This is a genomic window from Brevundimonas sanguinis (assembly GCF_029636725.1).
In the GTDB taxonomy this organism is placed as follows: Bacteria; Pseudomonadota; Alphaproteobacteria; order Caulobacterales; family Caulobacteraceae; genus Brevundimonas; species Brevundimonas sanguinis.
This window is the reverse complement of sequence record NZ_CP116770.1, coordinates 2,202,955-2,223,202: the sequence shown is the minus strand read 5'-3', so window position 1 is coordinate 2,223,202 and position 20,248 is coordinate 2,202,955. Positions and strand designations below refer to the sequence as shown.

Genomic DNA, 20,248 nt, shown 5'->3' with positions numbered 1-20,248 from the left:
GAGAGTGTTCCGGCGTGTCTGCATTTAGACAGAGCCTCTGCGGACGCTCTGCTTCCGCGACCGGTTTGACGTCAGCCGGCCAGGCTGGACTGCACCTGCTTCGCGCGCTGCAGGTGCGCTTCGATCTTGGGCAGGACGGTGCGGGCGTGTTCAGCAAGCGCCGGGGCGTCCGTCTTGTCCGAAAAACCGCGATGAAGCGTGACAGCTTCCTCGTGGGCGGCGACCTGTTGGTCGATATAGGTCTTGTCGAAATTCGCCGCATCGGCCGAGCCGAGGTTATCGATCAGGCCTTGGCGACGCTGATCCAGTGCGCTCGGCACGGCGGTGTCAGGCGCGGCCTGCGCGGCGGCGGTTTTCAGGGCGGCGGCGGCGGCCGTATGATCCGCCTTGATCATCTTGGCCAGTTCCTTGACCTGGGCGCTCTGCGACCGTTCCAGGGCGATGTCGGCGGCCTGGATTTCGTACATGTCGCCCATGGCGGCGTTCGGAACATAGGCGCTGACCATGTTGGCGCCCATGGTGGCGGCCGAGGTCTGACCCACCGGTTCGGAAACGGCGTCCTGAACCTTATCGACGGCGTCAGAGCCCTGTTGCTGGTTGCAGGCCGCCAGGGTGAGAGCGGCGGCCGAGACGGCCACGACCGCGACGGTTTGTTTGATCATAAGTGTCCTCCTTGCGATGGATCAGGATTTAGCGGCCATCCCCGGGGGAACCGGGGGCCAGTTCTTCGGCCTGAGTTCTGGGCGGCGGACCATCGGCCTGCTGCAGCCCATCGTCAGGCACGTCTCGAATGGACAGAATGGCTTCGTGCGCCCGCATCAGGCGAGCGGCGGCGTCGGCGGCCTGTGCGTCCGTGGGCGAGGCCACCTGCAGGGTCCGCTGGGGGCCGCTGTCGCTGCCGACAACGACTTCATAAAAGCGCATGACGGCCTCCCATGATGGCGGCGGCGGGCAGGCGAGTGCGAAGTCGGTTCATTCTTTCCTCCCTGTGACAGAACGTTAAGCGGCGAGGCGCGGGGCTGTTCCAAACGGTCAAGCTCGCAACCGCCGTCACATGGCGCGCTCCAGGGGCGCCTCCGTACCCGTCATGCGCGGATCTGGAACCTTGGTCTGAGTGCGAAGAAAGCCGGTGGCGGCTGTAGCCAGATACACGACGATCAACAGCGCCAGGACGGCGCCGACAACCACCAGCAAGCGTCGCGGCTGTCGCAGGATCTGAGGCTTTTCCTTGTTCGCGAGGGGCAAGAGGGACTCCTTTCGTCGCGAAGAGAAAGAAAAAGGCGCGCCGCCTGTTCCGTATGGCGCCGGTCGCTTCTGGATTTTCGGACGAGACGGATGAGAGGCGTCTTCACGCTGGCGAGTTGAACCGGGCGGGGAACGCTCGCCGCGGGTGCGACTTAGGATGGCACGCCTTCAGTCGTTAAGAGGAGCCGCAATGTCCGACCGCCTGACCATGCAGGACCCCCGTCATCAGTATCCGCGCCCGCCGTTTCCGCGTCAGCCCCAGCCTGCGCCAGGCCTGGTCGCCAGTATGGAGCCCCAGCCGGATCACGGGGAGAAGAGCTATCAAGGCCACGGGCGGCTGAAAGGGCGGCGCGCCCTGATCACCGGCGCTGATTCCGGCATCGGTCGCGCAGTCGCCATCGCTTACGCTCGTGAGGGCGCCGACGTGGCGATCTCCTATCTGCCTTCGGAAGAAGCCGACGCGCGGGAGGTGATCGCCCTGGTCGAGGCGGAGGGCGTCAAGGCGCTGGCCCTGCCCGGGGACGTGCGCGACGAGGCGTGGAACGCCACCATGGTCGCGCGCACGCTGGACGCTTTCGGAGGCTTAGACATCTTGGTCGTTAACGCGGGCCGACAGCAGTTCCGCGAGAATGTCGAAGAGGTGTCGACCGATGATTTCGACGCGACCATGAAGACCAACCTCTACGCTTTGCACTGGCTGTGTCAGGCGGCGGCGCCCCATCTGCCTGCGGGCGCGGCGGTCATCACCACGGCTTCGATCCAGGCCTATGAGCCGTCGGACATCCTGCTGGACTACGCCACCACCAAGGGCGGGATCGTCACCTACACCAAGGCCCTGGCCAAGCAGTTGATCGAGAAGGGGGTGCGGGTGAACGCCGTGGCGCCGGGGCCCTTCTGGACGGTTCTGCAGCCCAGCGGCGGCCAGCCCCAGGAGAAGGTGGAGAAATTCGGCGCCCACAGCGCCTTCGGTCGCCCAGGCCAGCCGGTCGAGATCGCGCCCGTCTATGTGCTGCTGGCCTCGCAGGAAGCCAGCTTCGTCACGGGCGAGGTCTGGGGCGTGACTGGCGGCGCCGGGATCGCCTGAGCCTTCAGACCTCGAACACGCGATACGGGGTGTCGCCCAGCGTCCGCAGTACGGGCAGGGCGACGTTGTAGACCGGGACGCCGCGCGCCGTGCGGCCTTCCGGGGTCCCCCGATGAGCGTGGCCGTGCAGCACCAGCTTGACGTTCTCATAGCGGTCGACGACCTCGGCCAGGCGCGACGAGCCTAGGAAGGCGTGAATCTCGGGCGGCTCGCCGATCACCGTATCCACGACCGGGGCGTAGTGGAGCAGCACGACGCTCCGCTCGGTGCGCAGGGTGCGGATCGAATTCTCTATGAGGTTGGCGTCTTCCACCGCCTCATTGACGAAGGTCTTGACCGAGGCCTCGCCGAAGGAGCTGAGCATGTAGCGGCCGAAACCGCCGACGAAGCCCTTGCCCCCGGCGAAGCCGACGCCGTCGATCTCATAGGCCTCGCCGGTCAGCATCTTGACCCCTGCGTCGGTCAGCATGCGGCTGACTTCCAGCGGCTGGCCGCACTCATGCTCGTGATTGCCCAGGACGCCGACCATGGGGATGCGGCAGGCGCGCAGGTCTTCCAGAAGGTTCTCAACCTCGACCGTCTTGCCGAAGTTGACCAGGTCGCCGCACAGGCACAGCACGTCTGCGTCCTCATGCACCCGGTCGAACAGGTCGCGATAGGCGCGATGCGAGGTTTCGCCGACGTGCAGGTCGGCCACGGCGGCGACGCGCAGCTTCTTCTTCGGCCCGGACTCCATGCCCGGCTGGGGCGTTTGCCCCTCGACCGAAGGCGCCGCTTCAGACGTGTCAGGCGACGGGGTCATGGCGCTCCTCAAGGCCCTTGCCCACCACGTCGCCGAAGCCCCATTCGGAGATGTCGGCGATATAGTCGCGCGGGCTGAACAGACGCCCGCGACAGACCTTGACGCGCGGCGGCGGCAGATCGACCTGGGCCTGCAGGCGGCCGATCAGTTCGGTCATCAGCCAGGCGGGCACCAGGCCGCGCTCGGTCGGATAGGCGAAGCGGAAGTTGAGCAGGTGCGCCATCAGCACCTCCCAATAAAGGTCCATCTGATCCAGAAGCGACTTCCAGTCGATGGCCTCGGCCTGCTTCAGGATGACGTGGTTCACATCGGCGCCGTCGTAGCGATAGCGATCCTGGATGAAGGCCTTGGACAGGATCAGGGCGGTCGGCGGGGTGATCGTCACCTCATGCCCGTAGACGGTGATGCGGTCCGGTCCGAACCAGCTGTCGGACACGGCGATGGTGCCGTTCGACATGGCGAAGATGACGTCGAAGAAGTGCTTGTCATCCTTCCAGACCTTGGCGATCCAGCGTTCGTCCTCCACGTCGGTGCGATAGCCGCGCGCCTGGAAGAAGGCGAGGATTCGAGGGTAATCGCCAGGCTTGCAGAAGACATCGAGATCCTTGGTCGGCCGACGGATTCCCGTATAGGCGGTAACCGCATAGGTGCCCGACAGAAGGAAGGGCACGCCGGATTCCTTCAGCAGGCGCAAGGCCTCCTCGTAGAAGGCCTGGGCTTCGGGCGGTGGTTCAAAGGCCGGGTCGGCGATCGTGTCGGACATGGGATGCGGTTCCTAAACAGGGCAAGGGAACGGCGCATCGCCAAGCCGGGTTCCGCCCGGCCCTCGCGGTGACTGCGCGGTTGCTGACAAGCGCCCCGTCTTGGGCTCGTTGGTCTTCATTTGCGCGGGCAGGAAGTCTGGCGACCCGGTTGGCCCGGGGCGCCGGTGCTCGAACTTCCACACAGGTTGGGTTTCGATGTCCTGGCGTCCGAAACGGAGTCGCCTGGGCGGGAACCTGGCGGAGATTTAGGCTTTGCCAGTTCATGGCTTCCGGCATCATCTATGGGCGCATTCCAGCCTCTGCGGTGCATCTATGCGTCGACATGCAACGGATGTTCGCAGAGGAAACAGCCTGGCGGACGCCGTGGATGCCCCGCGTGCTGCCGGTCGTCGTGCGCCTGTGCGAGCGCCGTGCTGATCGCACGTGCTTCACCCGCTTTATCCCCGCCCGCTCGCCGGGCGATGGTCGAGGAGCCTGGCGGCGGTATTGGCGTCGATGGGAGTCGATCACCCTCGAAAACCTGGGGGAGGAGGGCGTTGAGCTCTTGCCCGAGCTTCAAACCTTCACTCCACCCGCCCGTGTCTTAGACAAGGCGCACTACTCGCCTTGGATGGGGACAAATCTGGCGTCAGCCCTTGCGGCGGGACAGGTGGACACGCTTGTGGTGACGGGGGCCGAGACGGATATGTGCGTCCTCGCAGCCGTACTGGGCGCCGTGGATCTGGGCTTTCGCGTGATCGTGGTCTCCGACGCGGTGTGCAGTTCGTCAGATCAGGCGCACGAAGCTCTGCTCAACCTCTACCATGACCGCTTCAGCCAGCAGATCGAAACGGCCGAATGCGATGAGGTGCTGGACGCCTGGACCTAGCCGCCTTTCCGCCCATCTTGGTCGGGATCCCAAATCCAATCGCCGTGCGTGATCGTATATCATCAGCAGTGCTGCTGGAGGTCGTCTATGAATATCGCGATTGCCTATCTTTCCACCCTGATCGTGTTCGCCATCATCGACACCGCCTGGTTAGGCAGTATGGGCGACCGGCTCTATCGTCCTTTTATCGGTTCGATGTTGGCCGATAACTTCAGGCTGGCGCCCGCGATCGCCTTCTATGCTCTCTATGCGGCGGGATTGACCCTCTTCGCCGTCTGGCCTGGTTTGGCTGAGGGCGGCTGGAAGAAGGCGCTCTTGTGGGGCGGCCTGTTCGGCCTGTTCGCTTACGGGACTTATGACCTGACGAACCTGGCGACGCTGAAGACCTGGAGCCTGAAACTGTCGTTGATCGACATGGCCTGGGGCGTATGCGTCAGCGCGGGGTCGTCGGCGATCGCCTGCGCCTTCGCCGCGCGAGTGTTCCGCATGCTTTAAGGCCTCGGCGGCCGAGGAAAGAAGACGCTGGTGCGCGCGGCGTAGGCCGCGAAGGCCTCCGGGCGCGAGCGACGCATGTGGGCCTCGAGCAAGGGCACGCCCGACACCCGGGTCAGCAGCCAATAGATGTAGGCCGGTCCGCTCAGCGCCAACCACCCCCACGTCCAGTCGCCGCTCAGGTTGAGGGCGAAGATCGGCCAGGCGCACCAGCCGAGCCATTCGAAGAAGTAGTTGGGATGCCGGGACCAGGCCCAGAGGCCGGTGTCGCAGACTTCGCCGCGATTGGCCGGATCGGCCTTGAAGCGGCTCAATTGACGATCAGCCAGGGCTTCGCCGCACAGGGCGGCCACGAACACGAGGGTCGCAAGGGCGTCCTGGAAACTCAGGCCCGGCGCCGGATTACGGGCGGCGACCAGGATGCTGAGCGCCAGGAGGGCGGCGGCCCCCGCCTGCAGCATCAGGAAGCCGAACATCCGGGACTGAAAATGCGGCCCCCAATCCTGTCGCAGGCGGGCGTAGCGCGGGTCTTCGTGCGACGAGCGGGCGCGGGCGGCGATGTGCAGGCCCAGACGCAATCCCCAGGCGCCGATCAGACAGGCCGCGAGGGTCTGGCGGGCGGACGGCGCGGCGCTGTCGAGCGGGAACAGGGCCACCAAGACCCCCGCCGCGCCCAAGCCCAGCGACCAGAAGGCGTCCGCCCATCCCCCCTGACCTGTACGGCGTTGAACCAGCCAAGCGGCCGCCATCACAAGAACCAGGAACAGCGCCGCCCCGGCCCAAAGCGCCAGCAGGGCGCCGATCACAGCCGCACGAAGGGCTGCATCAGGCGGCCCATCCAGCCGTCGAGCTGTATCTGGCCGTCCAGAGCCACCACGCAGAGGCAGGGCTCGTCCGAGACCACGCGCGGCCGGTGCAGCACGTCTTCATCAGCTTCTTCCAAATCCCCGACCCCGAACCATTCCGTCTCGGTGGCGTAAGCGCCGGACAGAACGCAGGTTAGCTCGACCCCGCCGTGGGTGTGGCGGGGCGTTTCACGGCCCGGATCGATTTTCAGCAAGATGACGCGGCAATCGCCGTCGCGCGGCGCATGGACGTCGCGCATCCGCATCCCGGGTCCGATCCAGCGCCATGGACCCAGGGCATACCGCCGCAAGGGTTTTGGCAGTTCAGGCATGTCGTTCAGCGGCGGCTGAACCCGGACTTCGCCGGCGTCGGTTTCAATCCGCGCCATGGCTCGGGACAGAGCGCCGTCCGACAGGACCGAGGGGGGCGTCTCTTCCAGAAACTCGCCGCCGACGGACTGCAGTCGTCGGACCCAGGCGTCGTTGGCGGGGCGCAAGGCCAGGTGGGCGGCGACGACCACCGCTTCAGGCGGACTCAGCGTTCCGGCGGCATAGGCCAGCAGGCGCTCTTCAGAAGGGTTGCGGGCGGGAATCATAGGGAGGCCTCCTCGGACGGTTCGAGGAGCGCGCGCAGCTTGATCATGGCGTTGCGGATGCGGGACTTCACCGTGCCCAGCGGCAGGTTCAGCCTTTGCGCGATTTCCGAATGGGGGCTGTCCATGAAAAAGGCCAGGCGCAGGACCTCGACCTGATCGGGCTTCAGCAGCGTTAAGGCCTCGCGCACTCGGCGGGCGTCGTCACTCATGACCAGTATGGCGTCAGGCCGCATTGATTCGTCTTCGTGGGGCTCGATTTCAGGCATGGGCAGGGCGCGAGCGTCGCGTCGCAGCATGTCCAGCCGGCGGTTGCGGGCGATGGTGAAAATCCAAGTCGCGGCGCGCGCCTTGCGGGCGTCGAACAAGTCCGCCTTGCGCCAGACCGTCAGCATGGCGTCCTGGGCGAAGTCTTCGGCCGCCGCTGCGCTGGCGCCGGATTTCATCAGCCAAGCTTTCAGGCGCGGGGCGAAATGTTCAAACAGAAGGGCGAAGGCCTCGCGGTCGCGGCGGAGGGCCACCGCCTCGATCAGCCGTTCGTGCGCAAGCGGATTCTCGGCTCCGTCGCTCATGGCGCCGACGCGCTTTTCAAAGGGTGCGAAAGACGAAGCCTCGACATGCATGGATCCTAATACGCTTTGCGCAAAAGTTTGGATCAATCGTCATCCGTCCGACCGCTCCGCTCGTATCTGTCGCCGAACCTGCATCGCTTTTGATCGTGGGCCGGAGCTCTTATGTCCTTACCGACCGCTGTCCCTTCTAACGCGCCGCTGAAGGTCGCCGTCGTGGGTTCGGGCGTGGCCGCCTTGTCTTCGGCCTGGCTGCTGTCTCAGAAGCATCTCGTCACCCTCTATGAGAAGGCCGAAAGGCTGGGCGGTCACTCCAATACGGTGACGGCGGGCGCGCTCGGCGCCGAGGTTCCCGTAGATACAGGCTTCATCTGCTTCAACGACGCCACCTATCCCAACCTGATCGCGCTATTCCAACATCTTGGAGTGCAGACCCGCGCGACGGATATGTCTTTCGCCGTGTCGCTGGATCAGGGGCGATTTGAATATGCGGCGCCGGGACTGTTCGCCCAGCGTCGCAACCTGTTTCGGCCGCGCTTCTGGTCGATGCTAGGCGAAATCCTGCGCTTTTACCGCCAGGCCCCAGTCGATCTGGCCGGGTTGACGGATCCCCGGTTGACCCTCGGCGATTATCTGAAGCGGCAGGGCTTCAGCGAAGCTTTCCGTGATGATCACCTGCTGCCGATGGCGGCGGCGATCTGGTCATCCCCGGCGCACACTTTGTTGGACTATCCGGCCGAGGCTTTCATACGCTTCTGCGGCAACCACGGCCTGCTGAAGCTGGTCGGACGGCCGCTTTGGCGCACGGTCGAGGGAGGCAGCCGCGTCTACGTCGAGCGTCTGGCGCGGGCGATCTCCGACATTCGCCTGGACCGGGGCGTGACGGCGGTGCGGCGCACCAGCGAGGGCGTCATCGTCCACGACAGCCAGGGCGGGGCCGAGCGGTTCGACCATGTAGTGATCGGCGCCCATGCGGATCAGGCACTGGCCATGTTGGCGGACCCGACGGAGCGTGAAACCCAAGTGCTGGGCGCCTTCCGTTACAGCCGCAACCTGACGGTTCTCCATACGGATCAGACCCTGATGCCGCGCCGCCGACGGGCTTGGGCCAGTTGGAACTATATCGGGGCCGACGACGGTCTGTGCGTCACCTACTGGATGAACCGTCTTCAGGGGCTTCAAGGCCAGGACCTGTTCGTCACCTTGAACCCGCCGCGTCCGCCGCGCACGGGCTCCTTGCTGCGCAGCGAACTTTACGAGCACCCGATCTTCACCCCAGAGGCCATCCAGGCTCAGAAGCAGCTGTGGGGCCTGCAAGGGCAGGGCGGCGTGTGGTTCTGCGGCGCCCATTTCGGCGCTGGCTTTCACGAGGACGGCCTACAGTCTGGACTCGCCGTCGCGGAGCAGTTGGGCGGCGTTCGCAGGCCCTGGGCTGTCGAGAACGAGAGCGGACGCATCCATCTGCCCATGTCCGCGCCCAGCGTGCTTGAGGCGACGGCGTGACCTATGGTTCGGCCCTTTATCGCGGAGTTGTCGCCCACAGGCGGCTTCGGCCGCGCGAGCATCGGCTGAACTACCGCGTGTTCTGGCTGCTGCTGGACCTGGCTGAGATCGACGCCCTGGATCGGCGGCTGCGTCTGTTCTCGCGCAATCGCTTCAACCTGCTGTCCTTTCATGACCGGGATCACGGCGATGGCGCGGGCGGGCCGCTGCGGCCGCAGATCGAGGCCTATCTGGGCCGGGCCGGGATAGACATCGAGGGCGGGCCGATCCGCTTGCTGACCATGCCGCGTGTGCTGGGTTATGTCTTCAATCCGATCAGCCTCTATTACTGTCACGGGGCCGACGGTCGGCTCGCGGCGGTGGTCTATGAGGTCACCAGCACCTTCGGCGTGCGGCACGCCTATGTCATTCCCGTCCCGGCAGAAGATCAGGCGGCCGGCCGGATCCGTCAGGGCGCGGCCAAGGCCCTGTACGTCTCGCCCTTCATGGGGATGGAGATGGATTATGAGTTTCGTGGCCATGCGCCAGACGAGAGTCTGAACCTGACCATCGACGGCCTGGACGTCCAAGGCGTGTTGATCACGGCCGCCATGTCGGGCGAGCGTCGCGACCTGACCGACGCGAACCTGTTGTCGGCCGCCGCCGCCATGCCGTTGCTGACGCTCAAGGTCATGGCCGCCATCCACTGGGAGGCGCTGAAGCTCTGGCTCAAGCGTATTCCTCTCACCCGGCAACCGCCGCCGGCCTGGGATCCGGTCACCATCCAGCGTAAGGCGAAAGAGAGTCGTCTTGGCCGGTGACGCTGCGACCCCCGTCCTCCTGTGGTTTCGCCGCGACCTGAGGCTGGGCGATAATCCCGCCCTGGCCGCAGCGCTTGCCGCGAAACGGCCGATCCTTCCCGTTTATATTCTTGACGAGAGCGGGGAGGGGCGTGGTCCCGGCGGCGCCTCCCGGTGGTGGCTGGACAAATCCTTGCGCGCCCTCGACGCCGCGCTGCGCCAGCGCGGAGGGCGGCTCATCCTGCGGCGCGGCGACAGCGAGGCTGAACTTCGCCGCCTGATCGACGAGACCGGCGCCGCCCAGGTCTTCATGAACCGCCGGTTCGAGCCAGAGGCCTTCGTCCGCGACGCCGACATCGCCCACGACCTGCAGGAAGAGGGCGTCGCCTGCCACGGTTTCAACGGCAGCCTGCTGACACGCCCGGGCGCTGTCCTGACCGGCGCGGGAAAGCCGTACCGTGTGTTCACCCCCTTTATGAAGGCGCTGCTTCAGGCCGCGCCCGAGCGGCCCGCGACGCCCGCGCCGGAAACCCTGGTCACGCCCGAGGGGCCGGCCGGCCAGGACATCGACGCCTGGGGGCTTCATCCCTGCGCGCCGGACTGGTCCCGAGGCTTTGACTGGACGCCCGGAGAGGCCGGCGCTGCCGCCGCCTTGGCGACTTTCATCGAGAGCGGTTTGGCGGACTACGCGGTCGGCCGTGACGTGCCGGGGCGCCGGGGCACGTCGCGTCTGTCGCCGCACCTACACTGGGGCGAGATCAGCCCGCGCGGGGTGGTGCGGGCCGTCCGCGCGGCGGTCGCCGACGGCCGCGTCGCCCCCGCCCAGGCGGACAAGTTCATCGCCGAGATCGGCTGGCGCGAGTTCTCGGCCCATCTGTTGCATCAGTTTCCCTACATGGCCGAGCGCGCTTTCCGGCCCGAGTTCGACGCCATGCCCTGGCGGGCCGATCCCGAGGGGCTTCAGGCGTGGAAGCGGGGGCGCACCGGCTACCCGTTGGTCGATGCGGGGATGCGTGAGTTGTGGGCGACCGGCTGGATGCACAACCGCGTGCGGATGGTGGTCGCCTCCTTCCTGGTCAAGCATCTGCTGATCGACTGGCGCGAGGGCGAGGCCTGGTTCTGGGACACTCTGGTGGACGCCGACCAGGCCAGCAATGTGCAGAACTGGCAGTGGGTCGCAGGCTCTGGCGCCGACGCCGCGCCCTATTTCCGTATCTTCAACCCGGTGACCCAAGGCGAGAAGTTCGACCCTGCCGGGCGCTATGTGCGTCGTTGGGTTCCTGAGATCCGGGCCCTGCCGGATCGCTGGCTGCACGCGCCCTGGTCGGCCCCCGCCGCTGTCCTGGCCGAGGCCGGGGTGAGGCTGGGCCGCACCTACCCCCGCCCGATCGTGGATCACGCGGCGGCGCGAGCGCGGGCGCTGGACGCCCTGAAATCGCTCGCCGCGCGACCCTTGGATGAAGAGCCGACATGATCCTTTTTGCCCACAAAGGCCTTATGACGCCATGACTACGACCTTCTACGGCGGCCAGGACGAGAAGAGGGGGGCTTCGCCCGTTCTCGATCTGCTGCTGCGCCTGCTGTCCTCGAACTGGACCTGGGGACGCCTGACGCTCCTCCTGCCGGACGGGACGAACCGACAACTGAGCGGTCGATCCACGGGACACGCCGCCGTTCTGGTCATCCGCGACCCGCGCTTCGCCGCTCGGGTGTTGAGAGGCGGCGATATCGGCTTTGCCGAGGGCTATATGGCGGGCGAGTGGGACACGCCCGACCTCGCGGTCCTGCTGGAGACCCTGGTCAACAATTACGACCACATCCGCCGGCTCTTCGACGGAAATCCGCTGATGAACGCCGTCAACTGGGTCGGGCATCGGCTGAACCGCAACAGTCGACGCGGCTCGCAACGCAACATCCACGCCCACTACGATCTGGGCAACGCCTTCTACGCCGCCTGGCTGGATCCTTCGATGACCTATTCCTCGGCGCGGTTCGAGCGGCCCGACCAGTCGTTGCAGGAGGCGCAGCAGGCCAAATACGCCGCCTTGGCGCGCCTAATGGACCTCAAGCCCGGCCACCGCGTGCTGGAAATCGGCTGCGGTTGGGGCGGCTTCGCCGAGTTCGCCGCGCGCGAGGTCGGCGCCCTCGTCACCGGCGTGACGATCTCACGGGAACAGCATGACTACGCCCGCCGCCGCATGTTCGAGGCGGGGCTGGCCGAGCGCGCGGACATTCGCCTGCTGGATTATCGCGATGTGCAGGGACGCTTCGACCGCGTCGCCTCAATCGAGATGTTCGAGGCTGTAGGCCGGGAATACTGGCCGACCTATTTTCAGAAGATACACGACGTTCTTGAACCCGGCGGACGTGCGGGCCTGCAGGTCATCACCATTCAGAACAGCCTGTTCGAGGAATACGACGCGCGCACGGACTTCATCCAGAAATACGTCTTTCCGGGCGGCTCTCTTCCGTCCGAGGACCGGATGGCCCCGGTGATCGAAAAGGCAGGCCTGAAGCAGATGGCGGTCGATCGTTTCGGTCTCGATTACGCCGACACTCTGGCCGAATGGACGCGCCGGTTCGACGCCGCCTGGTCGGACATTCGGAGCAAAAGCGAGGCGTTCGATAGTCGTTTTCATCGTCTGTGGCGTTTCTACCTGGCCTATTGCGAGGCCGGGTTCCGTTCCGGTCGAACCGATGTCATCCAAGTCGCCCTGGATCGGGGCGTCTGAAACCTTTTGAGCGCGGAGCCAGCCATGAACCTGAAACGAACCAGCCTCCTTGTTCTGTTCGCCGTCGGGACCGCCGCCACCTTGTCGGCGTGCGCCACATTGCAGCGTGGTCCGGTCGGCAACTCGGCCGTGCCCCAACCGGCTAAGGCGGTGGACCTGAACCGCTACGCAGGGCTGTGGTACGAGATCGGTCGCTACGAGAACGGCTTCGAACGGGGCTGCGAAGCGGTGACGGCGGAATACGGTCTGCGTGACGACGGCCTGGTCAGCGTGCTGAACACCTGTCGCCAGGGCGCTGTGGACGGACCCGTCAAGACGGCCCAGGGCAGGGCCAAGGTGACGCCCGGTTCGGACAACGCCAAGTTGAAGGTCTCGTTCTTCGGCCCCTTCTATCTGGGCGATTACTGGGTGCTGGATCGGGCGGATGATTATTCCTGGTCGATCGTCGGCGAACCCTCGGGTCGGTACCTGTGGCTGCTGAGCCGTAATCCCCACCCGGACCAAGCGACGCGATCCGCCATCATGGAGCGGACGAAGGCGCTCGGATATGATCTTTCCCTGGTCAGAGACGTTCGACACTAGGCCGGGCGCGATCCGACGACCCTTCTGCCGCGTAATGGTCTAAAGCAGGAGAAGACGCATGGATTTCAGGATTGCGCGGCTCGCCGTCGCAGCAGCCGGCCTGTCGGCCGCGTTGGGCGCTTGCGCGACCACCGAGGTTAAGCCGGGATCGGGTTTTCTGTCCTCCTACGAAGGACTTGAGCCTCGCACCGACGTGGTGAGGGCTTCGGTTCTGCAGCGTCGCGATGAAGCGTTGACCGCGACGGTCGAGCGAGTCTGGGTCGCGCCGGCCGAGGTGTTCGGCGTTTCAGACCCGGTGCTTTCGCCGGAGGAGCGGCGGCTGGTCTTGACGGAGGTCGATCGTCAGCTTTGCTATGAACTGAGCGAGCGATACCAAATCGCTGAACAGCCGGATCCAGGCGCCGGGACCGTGCGGGTCGGGGTGACGCATATCCGGCCCACGCACCAGGCGGGCTCTGCGGCTGCCGCGGTTGCGAACTTCTTTATTCCAGGGCCGATCAAGGTCCGAGCGCCCGGCGGACTGGGCGGGCTAGGGGCCGAGGCCGAGCTGTTGACGCCGGACGGGCGGCAGGCGGCGGCGATTGTCTGGCGACGCGACGCCATGCTTGTGGGCACAGACAAGCCTTCCCTTTCTCGAGTCGGCGATGCGCACCAACTGGCCGAGCCCTTGGGCGACATGGTTGCTGACGCCCTTGCTCCGGAAAATCGCGAAGCACGGCCGGCGCCCACGCCCGATCCGTGTCGACGGTTCGGTCCGCGAATTCGGCCCGAAGGCTTTATCGCCGGCATAGCAACGGGCCTGTACCAGCCCGAGTGGAGCGGCGGACGCCCCGTAGCGCCTGACTCGGACTGACGCCTAAGGGCGAACGCTCAGCGGTGGGTGGCGGCTCTATGACGCCGCTCTCCGCTTGGCTTGTCGGAGGATGGCGAAAGACAAGAGGCCCGGCGTCGCCGCCGGGCCTCTGTTCAGTCGGGGCGGGACCTTACAGCCGTTCGACCTTGAACCCCCGCGCCGTCAGCATGTCGATGACGCTGTCCTGATCCATCAGGTGGGCGGCGCCGACGGCGACGAAGGCCGTGCCGGAACCCTGCATCATCGCTTCGATCTGGTTGGTCCAGTCGGCGTTGCGATCGATCAGGGCGGCGCGGTGGATGTCTTGGTGAATGTCGCGGGTGTTGACGCGGTTCAGGCGGCCCGCCTCGGCGGCGTCGCCCTTCAGCCAGGCGGCGACGGTGGCATCCAGATTGGCGACGATGCCGTCTGCATTGCGGACATAGTTGTTCAGATAGGCGACCTGCGCCTCTTCGCTCATGCCCGCGATCAGGCGCACCTGGACGTCGGCGGTTTCAAAGCCGTGCAGCGCCTTGCCCTGCGCCCTGGCGCGATCCATCAACGTCTTGTCGACGCCTGCTTCGGACCGATAGCCCGCGTTGGTCGGGCCCGACATGGAGATCATGAAGGCCGCCAGCCAGGGGCGATAGGCGTCCAGCGCGGCGCCTGACGCGCCATTGGCCTGGGCGACCTTGTCGAAGGCGGCGAACTCCTCGGTCGATAGGATCGATGACAGAGGGCGGGAGGGATCGACGCCATGCTGCTGGATCACCGGCATGACCACGGCCTGATCGTCCTGATCGGCGACCTCGACCCAGATGTCCGAGGCGCTGGCGAAGGCGGCGTCCACCTTGTCCGAGCCCCAGGCCGTGCCGGGACGCAGCACATGGACCGTGCCGAACAGATAGACGGTGGAGTCCGCGTCCCTGACCACCCACAGCGGCGGGCCGGCGCCCTCGGCGCGGGGGATGGGCGCGGCGGCCGGAGCGGGCGCTGCCTGTCCAGCATGAGCGGCCCCGGGCGCGGCGGCGAGGGCGGCGGAGGCGGCCAGGGCGGCCAGCAGTCCAGCGGCGAAGCGCGAGACACAGTTGGCCGACTGGCCCATGCGGTGTGCGAGGGTCATTGCAAAGTCCTTGGATTTTAGGGGTTTGGCTTAAGGTGAGGCCGGATCAGGCGATGAAGATGGCTTCGATCGGCTGGCCGAAGAGGCGGGAAATGCGGAAGGCGAGGGGTAGGGAAGGGTCATAGCGGCCCTTCTCCAGCGCCTGGATGGTCTGGCGCGAGACGCCCAGGCGCTCGGCCAGATCGGCCTGGGTCCAGTCGCGCTCGGCGCGGAAGACCTTCAGGCGATTGACGAAGGCGCTGGTCATCGACGGGCGAACCACCAGCCGCACCAGGCGACGCCATAGCCCACCGCCTGGGCGGCGAAGGCGGCGGCGACGCCCAGGGCGATCAAGGCCGCATCGGTGTGCGGCACGGCGGCGGGCAGCAGGTTCACGCCTGCGAGGGCGGCGATGACGACGGCCGCGCCGCCGACGACGAAGCCCAGATTGCCGCCCCACCACCAGGCCCATTTGTGCGCCTCCTTGGCGGCCTCATCCAGGCCGCGCCACCAGTAGAGGGTGTGCAGGGCGGTGAAGACGGCCAGTCCGGCGGCCAGGACGACGACGCCGATCGACGGCGCGCGGCCCCAGGCGTCAGGCCAGAAGGGCGTGGCGGCGGTGGCGCTGACGCCCACCACAGTGAGGGCGCACAGAACGACCGTCAGGTCGTCCATCTTCTTCTTGTTACGGGCGGCGGCTGCGCCGGCGGTGGTGACCTCGGTATTCATGACAAGCTCCCCTGTCGTGTTGACAAGTGAGCTTTACCAACGAGGCCGCGTTTACGTCAAGCGCCTTTTACACAGAGACAAGCAGATTTTCCGTTCTTTCGAATTCAGCCTTATAAATCAGGGATCCAGTCGGGCTTCTCGACCCGGACGGGGCGGCCCTCGACGGTCAGATCGCCGTCCATGCGGTCCAAGCGCATCAGGGCGATGGCGCGCCCCTCGGCGCCGGTCATGACTTCGCCCGCCCGCAAGTCCCCGTTCAGCACTTCGGCGCCGCGTTCGGGGGCAGGGCCGTCGAAGGCGATGGCCATCATGCGGTTCTTGATCGTGCCGCGCCGTTTCATGCGCGAGGTCGTCTCCTGACCGATGAAGCAGCCTTTGTGGAAGTCGATGCCGTTCAGCAGGTCGAAATCCGCCTCGATCGGATAGGTCTTGTCCTGCAGCGTGTCGGCCGTGGGATCGGGCACGCCCAGCGTCAGGCGGTGCGCCTGCCAGTCGGCCTCGGTGGCGTCAGTCTCGCTCTGATCGCCCCAGCGGCGGCCGCCCAGCGCCGGCAGGCGGGGATCGTCGACAAAGCCGTCCGGCCTGTCGGCGCCCCAGGCGACGAAGACAGCGTCGGGAATCGCCATCACGTCCACGCTGGAGCGCAGCCTGTACATCGACAGGCGCTGGAGCAGGGCGTCGCGCCGGTCGGCCGCCACATCCAGGATGACGCCGTCTTCCTCGCCCCAGATGAACAGGTCGAACATCAGCCGTCCCGGCGGCGACAGCAGAGCGCCGAAGCGCAACTCGCCGGGCTGCAGCGTCTCCACGTTCTGGGTGAGCAGATTATGCAGGAAGGGGCGGGCGTCGGGGCCGCTGATGCGGACCAGGGCGCGACTGTCGAGGCGGGCGATAGGCATAAGGCCTAGATAGGCGGCCCGAGCCGCTTCCTCCAGTGCGTCACGCGGCGCCCCCGCCTTATCAGACGAGACATCTGCTCACGGATTGTTGCGCCTGCAGCCTCGCCTTCGCAGGTGCAGCGCGCTAGTGAGGGCGTCCGTAAGGCGGGACTCAAGAATATACCCGCACCCTTATACATATGCGGGGCTGGCACCCGCAGTCAGACCACGGTTCAGGAACTGCGAAATGACCAAGTGGGTGTACGGCTTTGGCGGCGGATCCGCTGACGGCGACGCTTCGATGAAGAATCTTCTCGGCGGCAAGGGGGCGAACCTGGCCGAGATGTCGTCCCTCGGCCTGCCGGTGCCGCCGGGATTCACCATCACGACCGAGGTCTGCACCTGGTATTACGCCAATGAAGAGACCTATCCGACCGACCTGACCGATCAGGTCAAGGCCGCCCTGGCCCATGTCGAGGGCGTGGTGGGCAAGACCTTCGGCGACGCCGCCAACCCGCTGCTGGTCTCGGTGCGCTCGGGCGCCCGCGCCTCCATGCCGGGCATGATGGACACCGTCCTGAACCTGGGCCTGAACGACCAGACGGTCGAGGGGCTGGCCAAGCTGTCGGGCGACCGCCGCTTCGCCTTCGATTCCTACCGCCGCTTCATCACCATGTATTCCAACGTGGTGCTGGGCCTGGGCCACGACTATTTCGAAGAGGTGCTGGACGATCACAAGGATCGCCTGGGCGTCTCGGTCGATACCGAACTGACCGCCGAGAACTGGGAAAAGGTGGTCGCGGACTACAAGGCCCTGGTCGAGCGCGAGCTGGGCCAGCCCTTCCCGCAGGACCCCCAGGCCCAGCTGTGGGGCGCCGTCGGCGCCGTGTTCGAAAGCTGGATGAACGACCGGGCGAAATTCTATCGCCGTATGCACGACATCCCCGAAAGCTGGGGCACGGCCGTCAACGTCCAGTCGATGGTGTTCGGCAACATGGGCGAGACCTCGGCCACCGGCGTCGCCTTCACCCGTAACCCCTCGACCGGCGAGAACAAGCTGTACGGCGAGTTCCTGATCAACGCCCAGGGCGAGGACGTGGTGGCCGGCATTCGCACGCCGCAGTCCCTGACCAAGGCGGGCCGCGAGGAAATGGGCGAGACCGCGCCTTCGATGGAAGAGGCCATGCCTGAGGTCTTCGCCCAGTTCGTGGACGTGGTGGGGCGGCTGGAAAGCCACTACCGCGACATGCAGGACATCGAGTTCACGGTCGAGCAGGGCCGCCTGTGGATGCTGCAGACCCGTAACGGCAAGCGCACGGCCAAGTCGGCGCTGAAGATCGCCGTGGACCTGGCCTCCGAAGGCGTGATCTCTCAGGACGAGGCCGTCAGCCGCGTCGAGCCGGCCGCGCTGGACCAGTTGCTGCACCCGACGCTGGACCCCAAGGCCGCCCGCACCGTGGTGGCGGCGGGCCTGCCCGCCTCGCCGGGCGCGGCGACCGGCAAGATCGTTTTCGATTCCGATGAGGCCGAACGTCTGGGCCAGCAGGGCGACGCCGTCATCCTGGTCCGCGACGAGACCAGCCCTGAGGACATCCACGGCATGCACGCGGCGCGCGGGATCGTCACGGCGCGCGGCGGCATGACCAGCCACGCGGCGGTGGTGGCGCGCGGCATGGGGCGCCCTTGCGTCTCGGGCGCGGGCGAAATCTCGATCGACGAGAAGGCCGGAACCTTCACCGCGCGCGGCCGCACCTTCAAGGCGGGCGAGATCATCACCATCGACGGCGGCAAGGGCGAGGTGCTGGACGGCGCCGTGGCCATGATCGAGCCGGAGCTGACGGGCGACTTCCAGACCTTGATGAGCTGGGCCGACGGCATCCGCCGCCTGAAGGTCCGCGCCAACGCCGAGACCGCTCTGGACGCCAAGACCGCGCGGGGCTTCGGCGCCGAGGGCATCGGCCTGTCGCGCACCGAACACATGTTCTTCGACGAAGACCGCATCGCCGCCGTGCGCGAGATGATCCTGGCCGACGACGAGGCGGGCCGCCGCGCCGCCCTGGCCAAGATCGCGCCGTTCCAGAAGGCCGACTTCACCGAACTGTTCGCCATCATGAGCGGCCTGCCGGTGACGGTGCGTCTGCTGGACCCGCCGCTGCACGAGTTCATCCCGCACACCGAGGCTGAGATCGACGCCCTGGCCGTGCATCAGGGGCTGGACGCGGCCAAGCTGAAGCGCCGGGCCAAGGAGCTTCAGGAAACCAATCCCATGCTGGGCCACCGCGGCTGCCGCCTGGGCGTGGCCTATCCGGAAATCTATGAAATGCAGGTCCGCGCCATCCTTGAGGCGGCGCTGCAGGTGAAGGCGTCCACCGGCGTCGCCCCGATCCCGGAGATCATGCACCCGCTGGTCGCCCTTGGTCTGGAGATGAAATATCTGCGCGAGCTGACCGACCGCACGGCCAAGGCCGTCTTCGCCGAGGCGGGCGACAGCGTGGACTATCTGGTCGGCACCATGGTCGAGCTGCCACGGGCCGCCCTGCGCGCGGCTGATCTGGCCGAATACGCCGAGTTCTTCAGCTTCGGCACCAACGACCTGACCCAGACGACCTTCGGCATCAGCCGCGACGATTCCGGCCGCTTCCTGCAGGTCTATCTGGACAAGGGCATCTTCGAGAACGACCCCTTCGTCCGTCTGGACCAGAACGGGGTGGGGGACCTGATCCGCATCGCCGAGCAGCGGGGCCGCGCGGCCAAGCCGGGCATGAAGATGGGCATCTGCGGCGAACACGGCGGCGACCCGTCGTCCATCGCCTTCTGCGAAGAGGTGGGGCTGGATTACGTCTCCTGTTCGCCCTACCGCGTGCCGATTGCCCGTCTGGCGGCGGCGCAGGCGGCGCTGTCCGCCCGCTCGGGCGTAGAGCGCGAGAAGGATCGCTAGGGTCCGCTCTCAGCATCGATAAGGAAAGGGCGATCCGAAAGGGTCGCCTTTTTCTTGTCTTATAATAGTCGCTCTTGAAGGAACGTCGTGTGTGCTTCCTATTGCACAGTCATCGACTTCTTCATGAAGGGCAAGGAACGTCTGCGGGCGTGCGAGCTTTGTTTCTCCGCAAGGTGATCAGGCCAGTCCTGCTCATCGCAATAAGGAGTGATTGAAGCTCATGCGTAATGTTATTCTCACCGCCGCCGCGCTGTCTGTACTTGCCCTGCCGGCTGCGGCCCAGGTCGTGCAGCCGGGCGGCCCCACCTACTACGGTACGCTCGGCTATTCGCAACTGGACCATTCTGATGGGGACCTGGGCGCGGTGACCGGTCGTCTGGGCGCCAAGTTCAACCCCTATTTCGGCGTCGAGGGCGAGGGCTCGATCGGGGTGAAGGACGACGACTTCACCGTCGCCGGCGCCGAGGGCAAGATCAAGCACGACTATGATCTGGCCGCCTATGCGGTCGGCACGCTGCCGCTCACGCCCAACTTCGAACTGTTTGCACGCGGCGGTTACGGCACGACCCGTATCAAGGGCGAATTGGCCGGGTTTGAGAGCAAGGCCGACGGTGAAAGCTGGAACTACGGCGTCGGCGCCAACTACTACTTCGACGCTCAAAACGGCCTGCGCGGCGATTGGACCCGCCGTGACTTCACCGACGATGGCGGCGAGGTGGATATCTATTCGGTCAACTACGTCCGTCGTTTCTAAGCCGACTTATCAGCGACCGGATGGGGCGCGCTTCTCGGCGGAGCGCGCCCTTCTTTTTGAGATATAGATGTAACACCGTATGTGTCATTGGTGCACCATCGATCTGTATCTTTGATGATGGGTATGGAACGCCAAGTCCCGCCTACCCATTTGTCTC

At 66.1% G+C, this 20,248-nt stretch carries 23 protein-coding genes; 11 read left to right on the top strand and 12 right to left on the bottom strand.

The features are described 5' to 3' along the window. Positions 1-71 precede the first annotated feature (71 nt). The 3 genes from PIB44_RS11105 to PIB44_RS11095 form a co-directional block, all read right to left on the bottom strand. Entirely contained in the window at positions 72-662 is a 591-nt protein-coding gene (locus PIB44_RS11105) for a DUF4142 domain-containing protein (protein ID WP_278069417.1), read from the bottom strand. 28 nt (positions 663-690) lie between these two features. Next, on the bottom strand, positions 691-924 hold the full coding sequence (locus PIB44_RS11100; RefSeq protein ID WP_278069416.1) for a hypothetical protein: 234 nt from the start codon (positions 922-924) through the stop codon (positions 691-693). 126 nt (positions 925-1,050) lie between these two features. After that, the gene (locus PIB44_RS11095) at positions 1,051-1,245 is read right to left on the bottom strand and encodes a hypothetical protein (protein ID WP_278069415.1); all 195 of its coding nucleotides are present in this window, start codon (positions 1,243-1,245) and stop codon (positions 1,051-1,053) included. 190 nt (positions 1,246-1,435) lie between these two features. Between PIB44_RS11095 and PIB44_RS11090 the strand changes: the two genes are divergently transcribed. After that, a complete protein-coding gene (locus tag PIB44_RS11090) occupies positions 1,436-2,329 on the top strand; it encodes an SDR family oxidoreductase (RefSeq protein WP_278069414.1) in 894 nt (297 codons plus the stop codon). Positions 2,330-2,333: 4 nt separating this feature from the next. On the opposite strand, the gene PIB44_RS11085 is transcribed toward PIB44_RS11090, so the two are convergent. After that, positions 2,334-3,131: a metallophosphoesterase family protein gene (locus PIB44_RS11085; RefSeq protein ID WP_278069413.1), complete on the bottom strand. Its 798-nt coding sequence runs from the start codon at positions 3,129-3,131 to the stop codon at positions 2,334-2,336. Continuing rightward, a complete protein-coding gene (locus PIB44_RS11080) occupies positions 3,115-3,894 on the bottom strand; it encodes a nucleotidyltransferase family protein (RefSeq protein ID WP_025977675.1) in 780 nt (259 codons plus the stop codon). Before PIB44_RS11080 ends, PIB44_RS11085 begins: the two co-directional genes overlap by 17 nt. 263 nt (positions 3,895-4,157) lie before the next feature. On the opposite strand from PIB44_RS11080, the gene PIB44_RS11075 reads away from it, so the two are divergent. Together PIB44_RS11075 and PIB44_RS11070 are read left to right on the top strand one after the other, a co-directional pair. Beyond that, on the top strand, positions 4,158-4,763 hold the full coding sequence (locus PIB44_RS11075) for a cysteine hydrolase family protein (RefSeq protein WP_025977674.1): 606 nt from the start codon (positions 4,158-4,160) through the stop codon (positions 4,761-4,763). A gap of 87 nt (positions 4,764-4,850) precedes the next feature. Next, positions 4,851-5,258, top strand: a complete 408-nt coding sequence (locus PIB44_RS11070) for a DUF2177 family protein (protein ID WP_134581384.1) — start codon at positions 4,851-4,853, stop codon at positions 5,256-5,258. Here the strand turns inward: PIB44_RS11070 and PIB44_RS11065 are convergent. From PIB44_RS11065 to PIB44_RS11055, 3 genes are read right to left on the bottom strand one after another with little or no spacing between them, the layout of a single operon-like run. Further along, positions 5,255-6,061, bottom strand: a complete 807-nt coding sequence (locus PIB44_RS11065) for a DUF1295 domain-containing protein (protein WP_278069412.1) — start codon at positions 6,059-6,061, stop codon at positions 5,255-5,257. The two genes, PIB44_RS11070 and PIB44_RS11065, sit on opposite strands and share 4 nt — an antisense overlap. Continuing rightward, complete coding sequence (gene chrR / locus PIB44_RS11060) at positions 6,058-6,696, bottom strand: cadmium/peroxide/UV radiation responsive anti-sigma factor ChrR (protein WP_278069411.1); 639 nt, start codon at positions 6,694-6,696, stop codon at positions 6,058-6,060. Before chrR ends, PIB44_RS11065 begins: the two co-directional genes overlap by 4 nt. Then, a complete protein-coding gene (locus PIB44_RS11055; RefSeq protein ID WP_235599192.1) occupies positions 6,693-7,265 on the bottom strand; it encodes a sigma-70 family RNA polymerase sigma factor in 573 nt (190 codons plus the stop codon). The genes chrR and PIB44_RS11055 overlap by 4 nt, the downstream gene beginning before the upstream one ends. A gap of 162 nt (positions 7,266-7,427) precedes the next feature. Between PIB44_RS11055 and PIB44_RS11050 the strand changes: the two genes are divergently transcribed. From PIB44_RS11050 to PIB44_RS11025, 6 genes are read left to right on the top strand one after another with little or no spacing between them, the layout of a single operon-like run. Next, positions 7,428-8,765 carry an NAD(P)/FAD-dependent oxidoreductase gene (locus PIB44_RS11050; RefSeq protein ID WP_278069410.1) on the top strand — a complete coding sequence of 446 codons (1,338 nt, stop codon included), beginning with the start codon at positions 7,428-7,430 and terminating at the stop codon, positions 8,763-8,765. Beyond that, positions 8,762-9,565, top strand: coding sequence for a DUF1365 domain-containing protein (locus PIB44_RS11045; protein ID WP_278069409.1), 804 nt, complete (start codon positions 8,762-8,764; stop codon positions 9,563-9,565). The genes PIB44_RS11050 and PIB44_RS11045 overlap by 4 nt, the downstream gene beginning before the upstream one ends. Beyond that, complete coding sequence (locus tag PIB44_RS11040; protein ID WP_278069408.1) at positions 9,555-11,018, top strand: cryptochrome/photolyase family protein; 1,464 nt, start codon at positions 9,555-9,557, stop codon at positions 11,016-11,018. The genes PIB44_RS11045 and PIB44_RS11040 overlap by 11 nt, the downstream gene beginning before the upstream one ends. 31 nt (positions 11,019-11,049) lie before the next feature. After that, positions 11,050-12,276 (top strand): SAM-dependent methyltransferase, encoded by a 1,227-nt coding sequence (locus PIB44_RS11035; RefSeq protein WP_278069407.1) that lies wholly within the window; start codon positions 11,050-11,052, stop codon positions 12,274-12,276. 24 nt (positions 12,277-12,300) lie between these two features. Beyond that, complete coding sequence (locus PIB44_RS11030; protein ID WP_278069406.1) at positions 12,301-12,858, top strand: lipocalin family protein; 558 nt, start codon at positions 12,301-12,303, stop codon at positions 12,856-12,858. Between the two features lie 58 nt (positions 12,859-12,916). Further along, a complete protein-coding gene (locus PIB44_RS11025; protein ID WP_278069405.1) occupies positions 12,917-13,711 on the top strand; it encodes a DUF3313 family protein in 795 nt (264 codons plus the stop codon). A gap of 130 nt (positions 13,712-13,841) precedes the next feature. On the opposite strand, the gene PIB44_RS11020 is transcribed toward PIB44_RS11025, so the two are convergent. The 4 genes from PIB44_RS11020 to ygfZ all read right to left on the bottom strand — a co-directional run bounded on the left by PIB44_RS11020 (position 13,842) and on the right by ygfZ (position 16,420). Next, positions 13,842-14,813: a TraB/GumN family protein gene (locus PIB44_RS11020; protein ID WP_278069404.1), complete on the bottom strand. Its 972-nt coding sequence runs from the start codon at positions 14,811-14,813 to the stop codon at positions 13,842-13,844. A gap of 46 nt (positions 14,814-14,859) precedes the next feature. Further along, positions 14,860-15,060, bottom strand: coding sequence for a helix-turn-helix transcriptional regulator (locus PIB44_RS11015; protein WP_024353899.1), 201 nt, complete (start codon positions 15,058-15,060; stop codon positions 14,860-14,862). Beyond that, positions 15,057-15,521, bottom strand: a complete 465-nt coding sequence (locus tag PIB44_RS11010) for a hypothetical protein (protein ID WP_278069403.1) — start codon at positions 15,519-15,521, stop codon at positions 15,057-15,059. Before PIB44_RS11010 ends, PIB44_RS11015 begins: the two co-directional genes overlap by 4 nt. A gap of 110 nt (positions 15,522-15,631) precedes the next feature. Then, the gene (ygfZ, locus tag PIB44_RS11005; protein WP_278069402.1) at positions 15,632-16,420 is read right to left on the bottom strand and encodes a CAF17-like 4Fe-4S cluster assembly/insertion protein YgfZ; all 789 of its coding nucleotides are present in this window, start codon (positions 16,418-16,420) and stop codon (positions 15,632-15,634) included. A 226-nt stretch (positions 16,421-16,646) separates the two neighbouring features. Between ygfZ and ppdK the strand changes: the two genes are divergently transcribed. Beyond that, on the top strand, positions 16,647-19,337 hold the full coding sequence (gene ppdK / locus PIB44_RS11000; RefSeq protein ID WP_278069401.1) for a pyruvate, phosphate dikinase: 2,691 nt from the start codon (positions 16,647-16,649) through the stop codon (positions 19,335-19,337). 220 nt (positions 19,338-19,557) lie between these two features. Continuing rightward, complete coding sequence (locus PIB44_RS10995) at positions 19,558-20,091, top strand: porin family protein (protein ID WP_025977659.1); 534 nt, start codon at positions 19,558-19,560, stop codon at positions 20,089-20,091. The last annotated feature ends 157 nt before the right edge of the window (positions 20,092-20,248 follow it).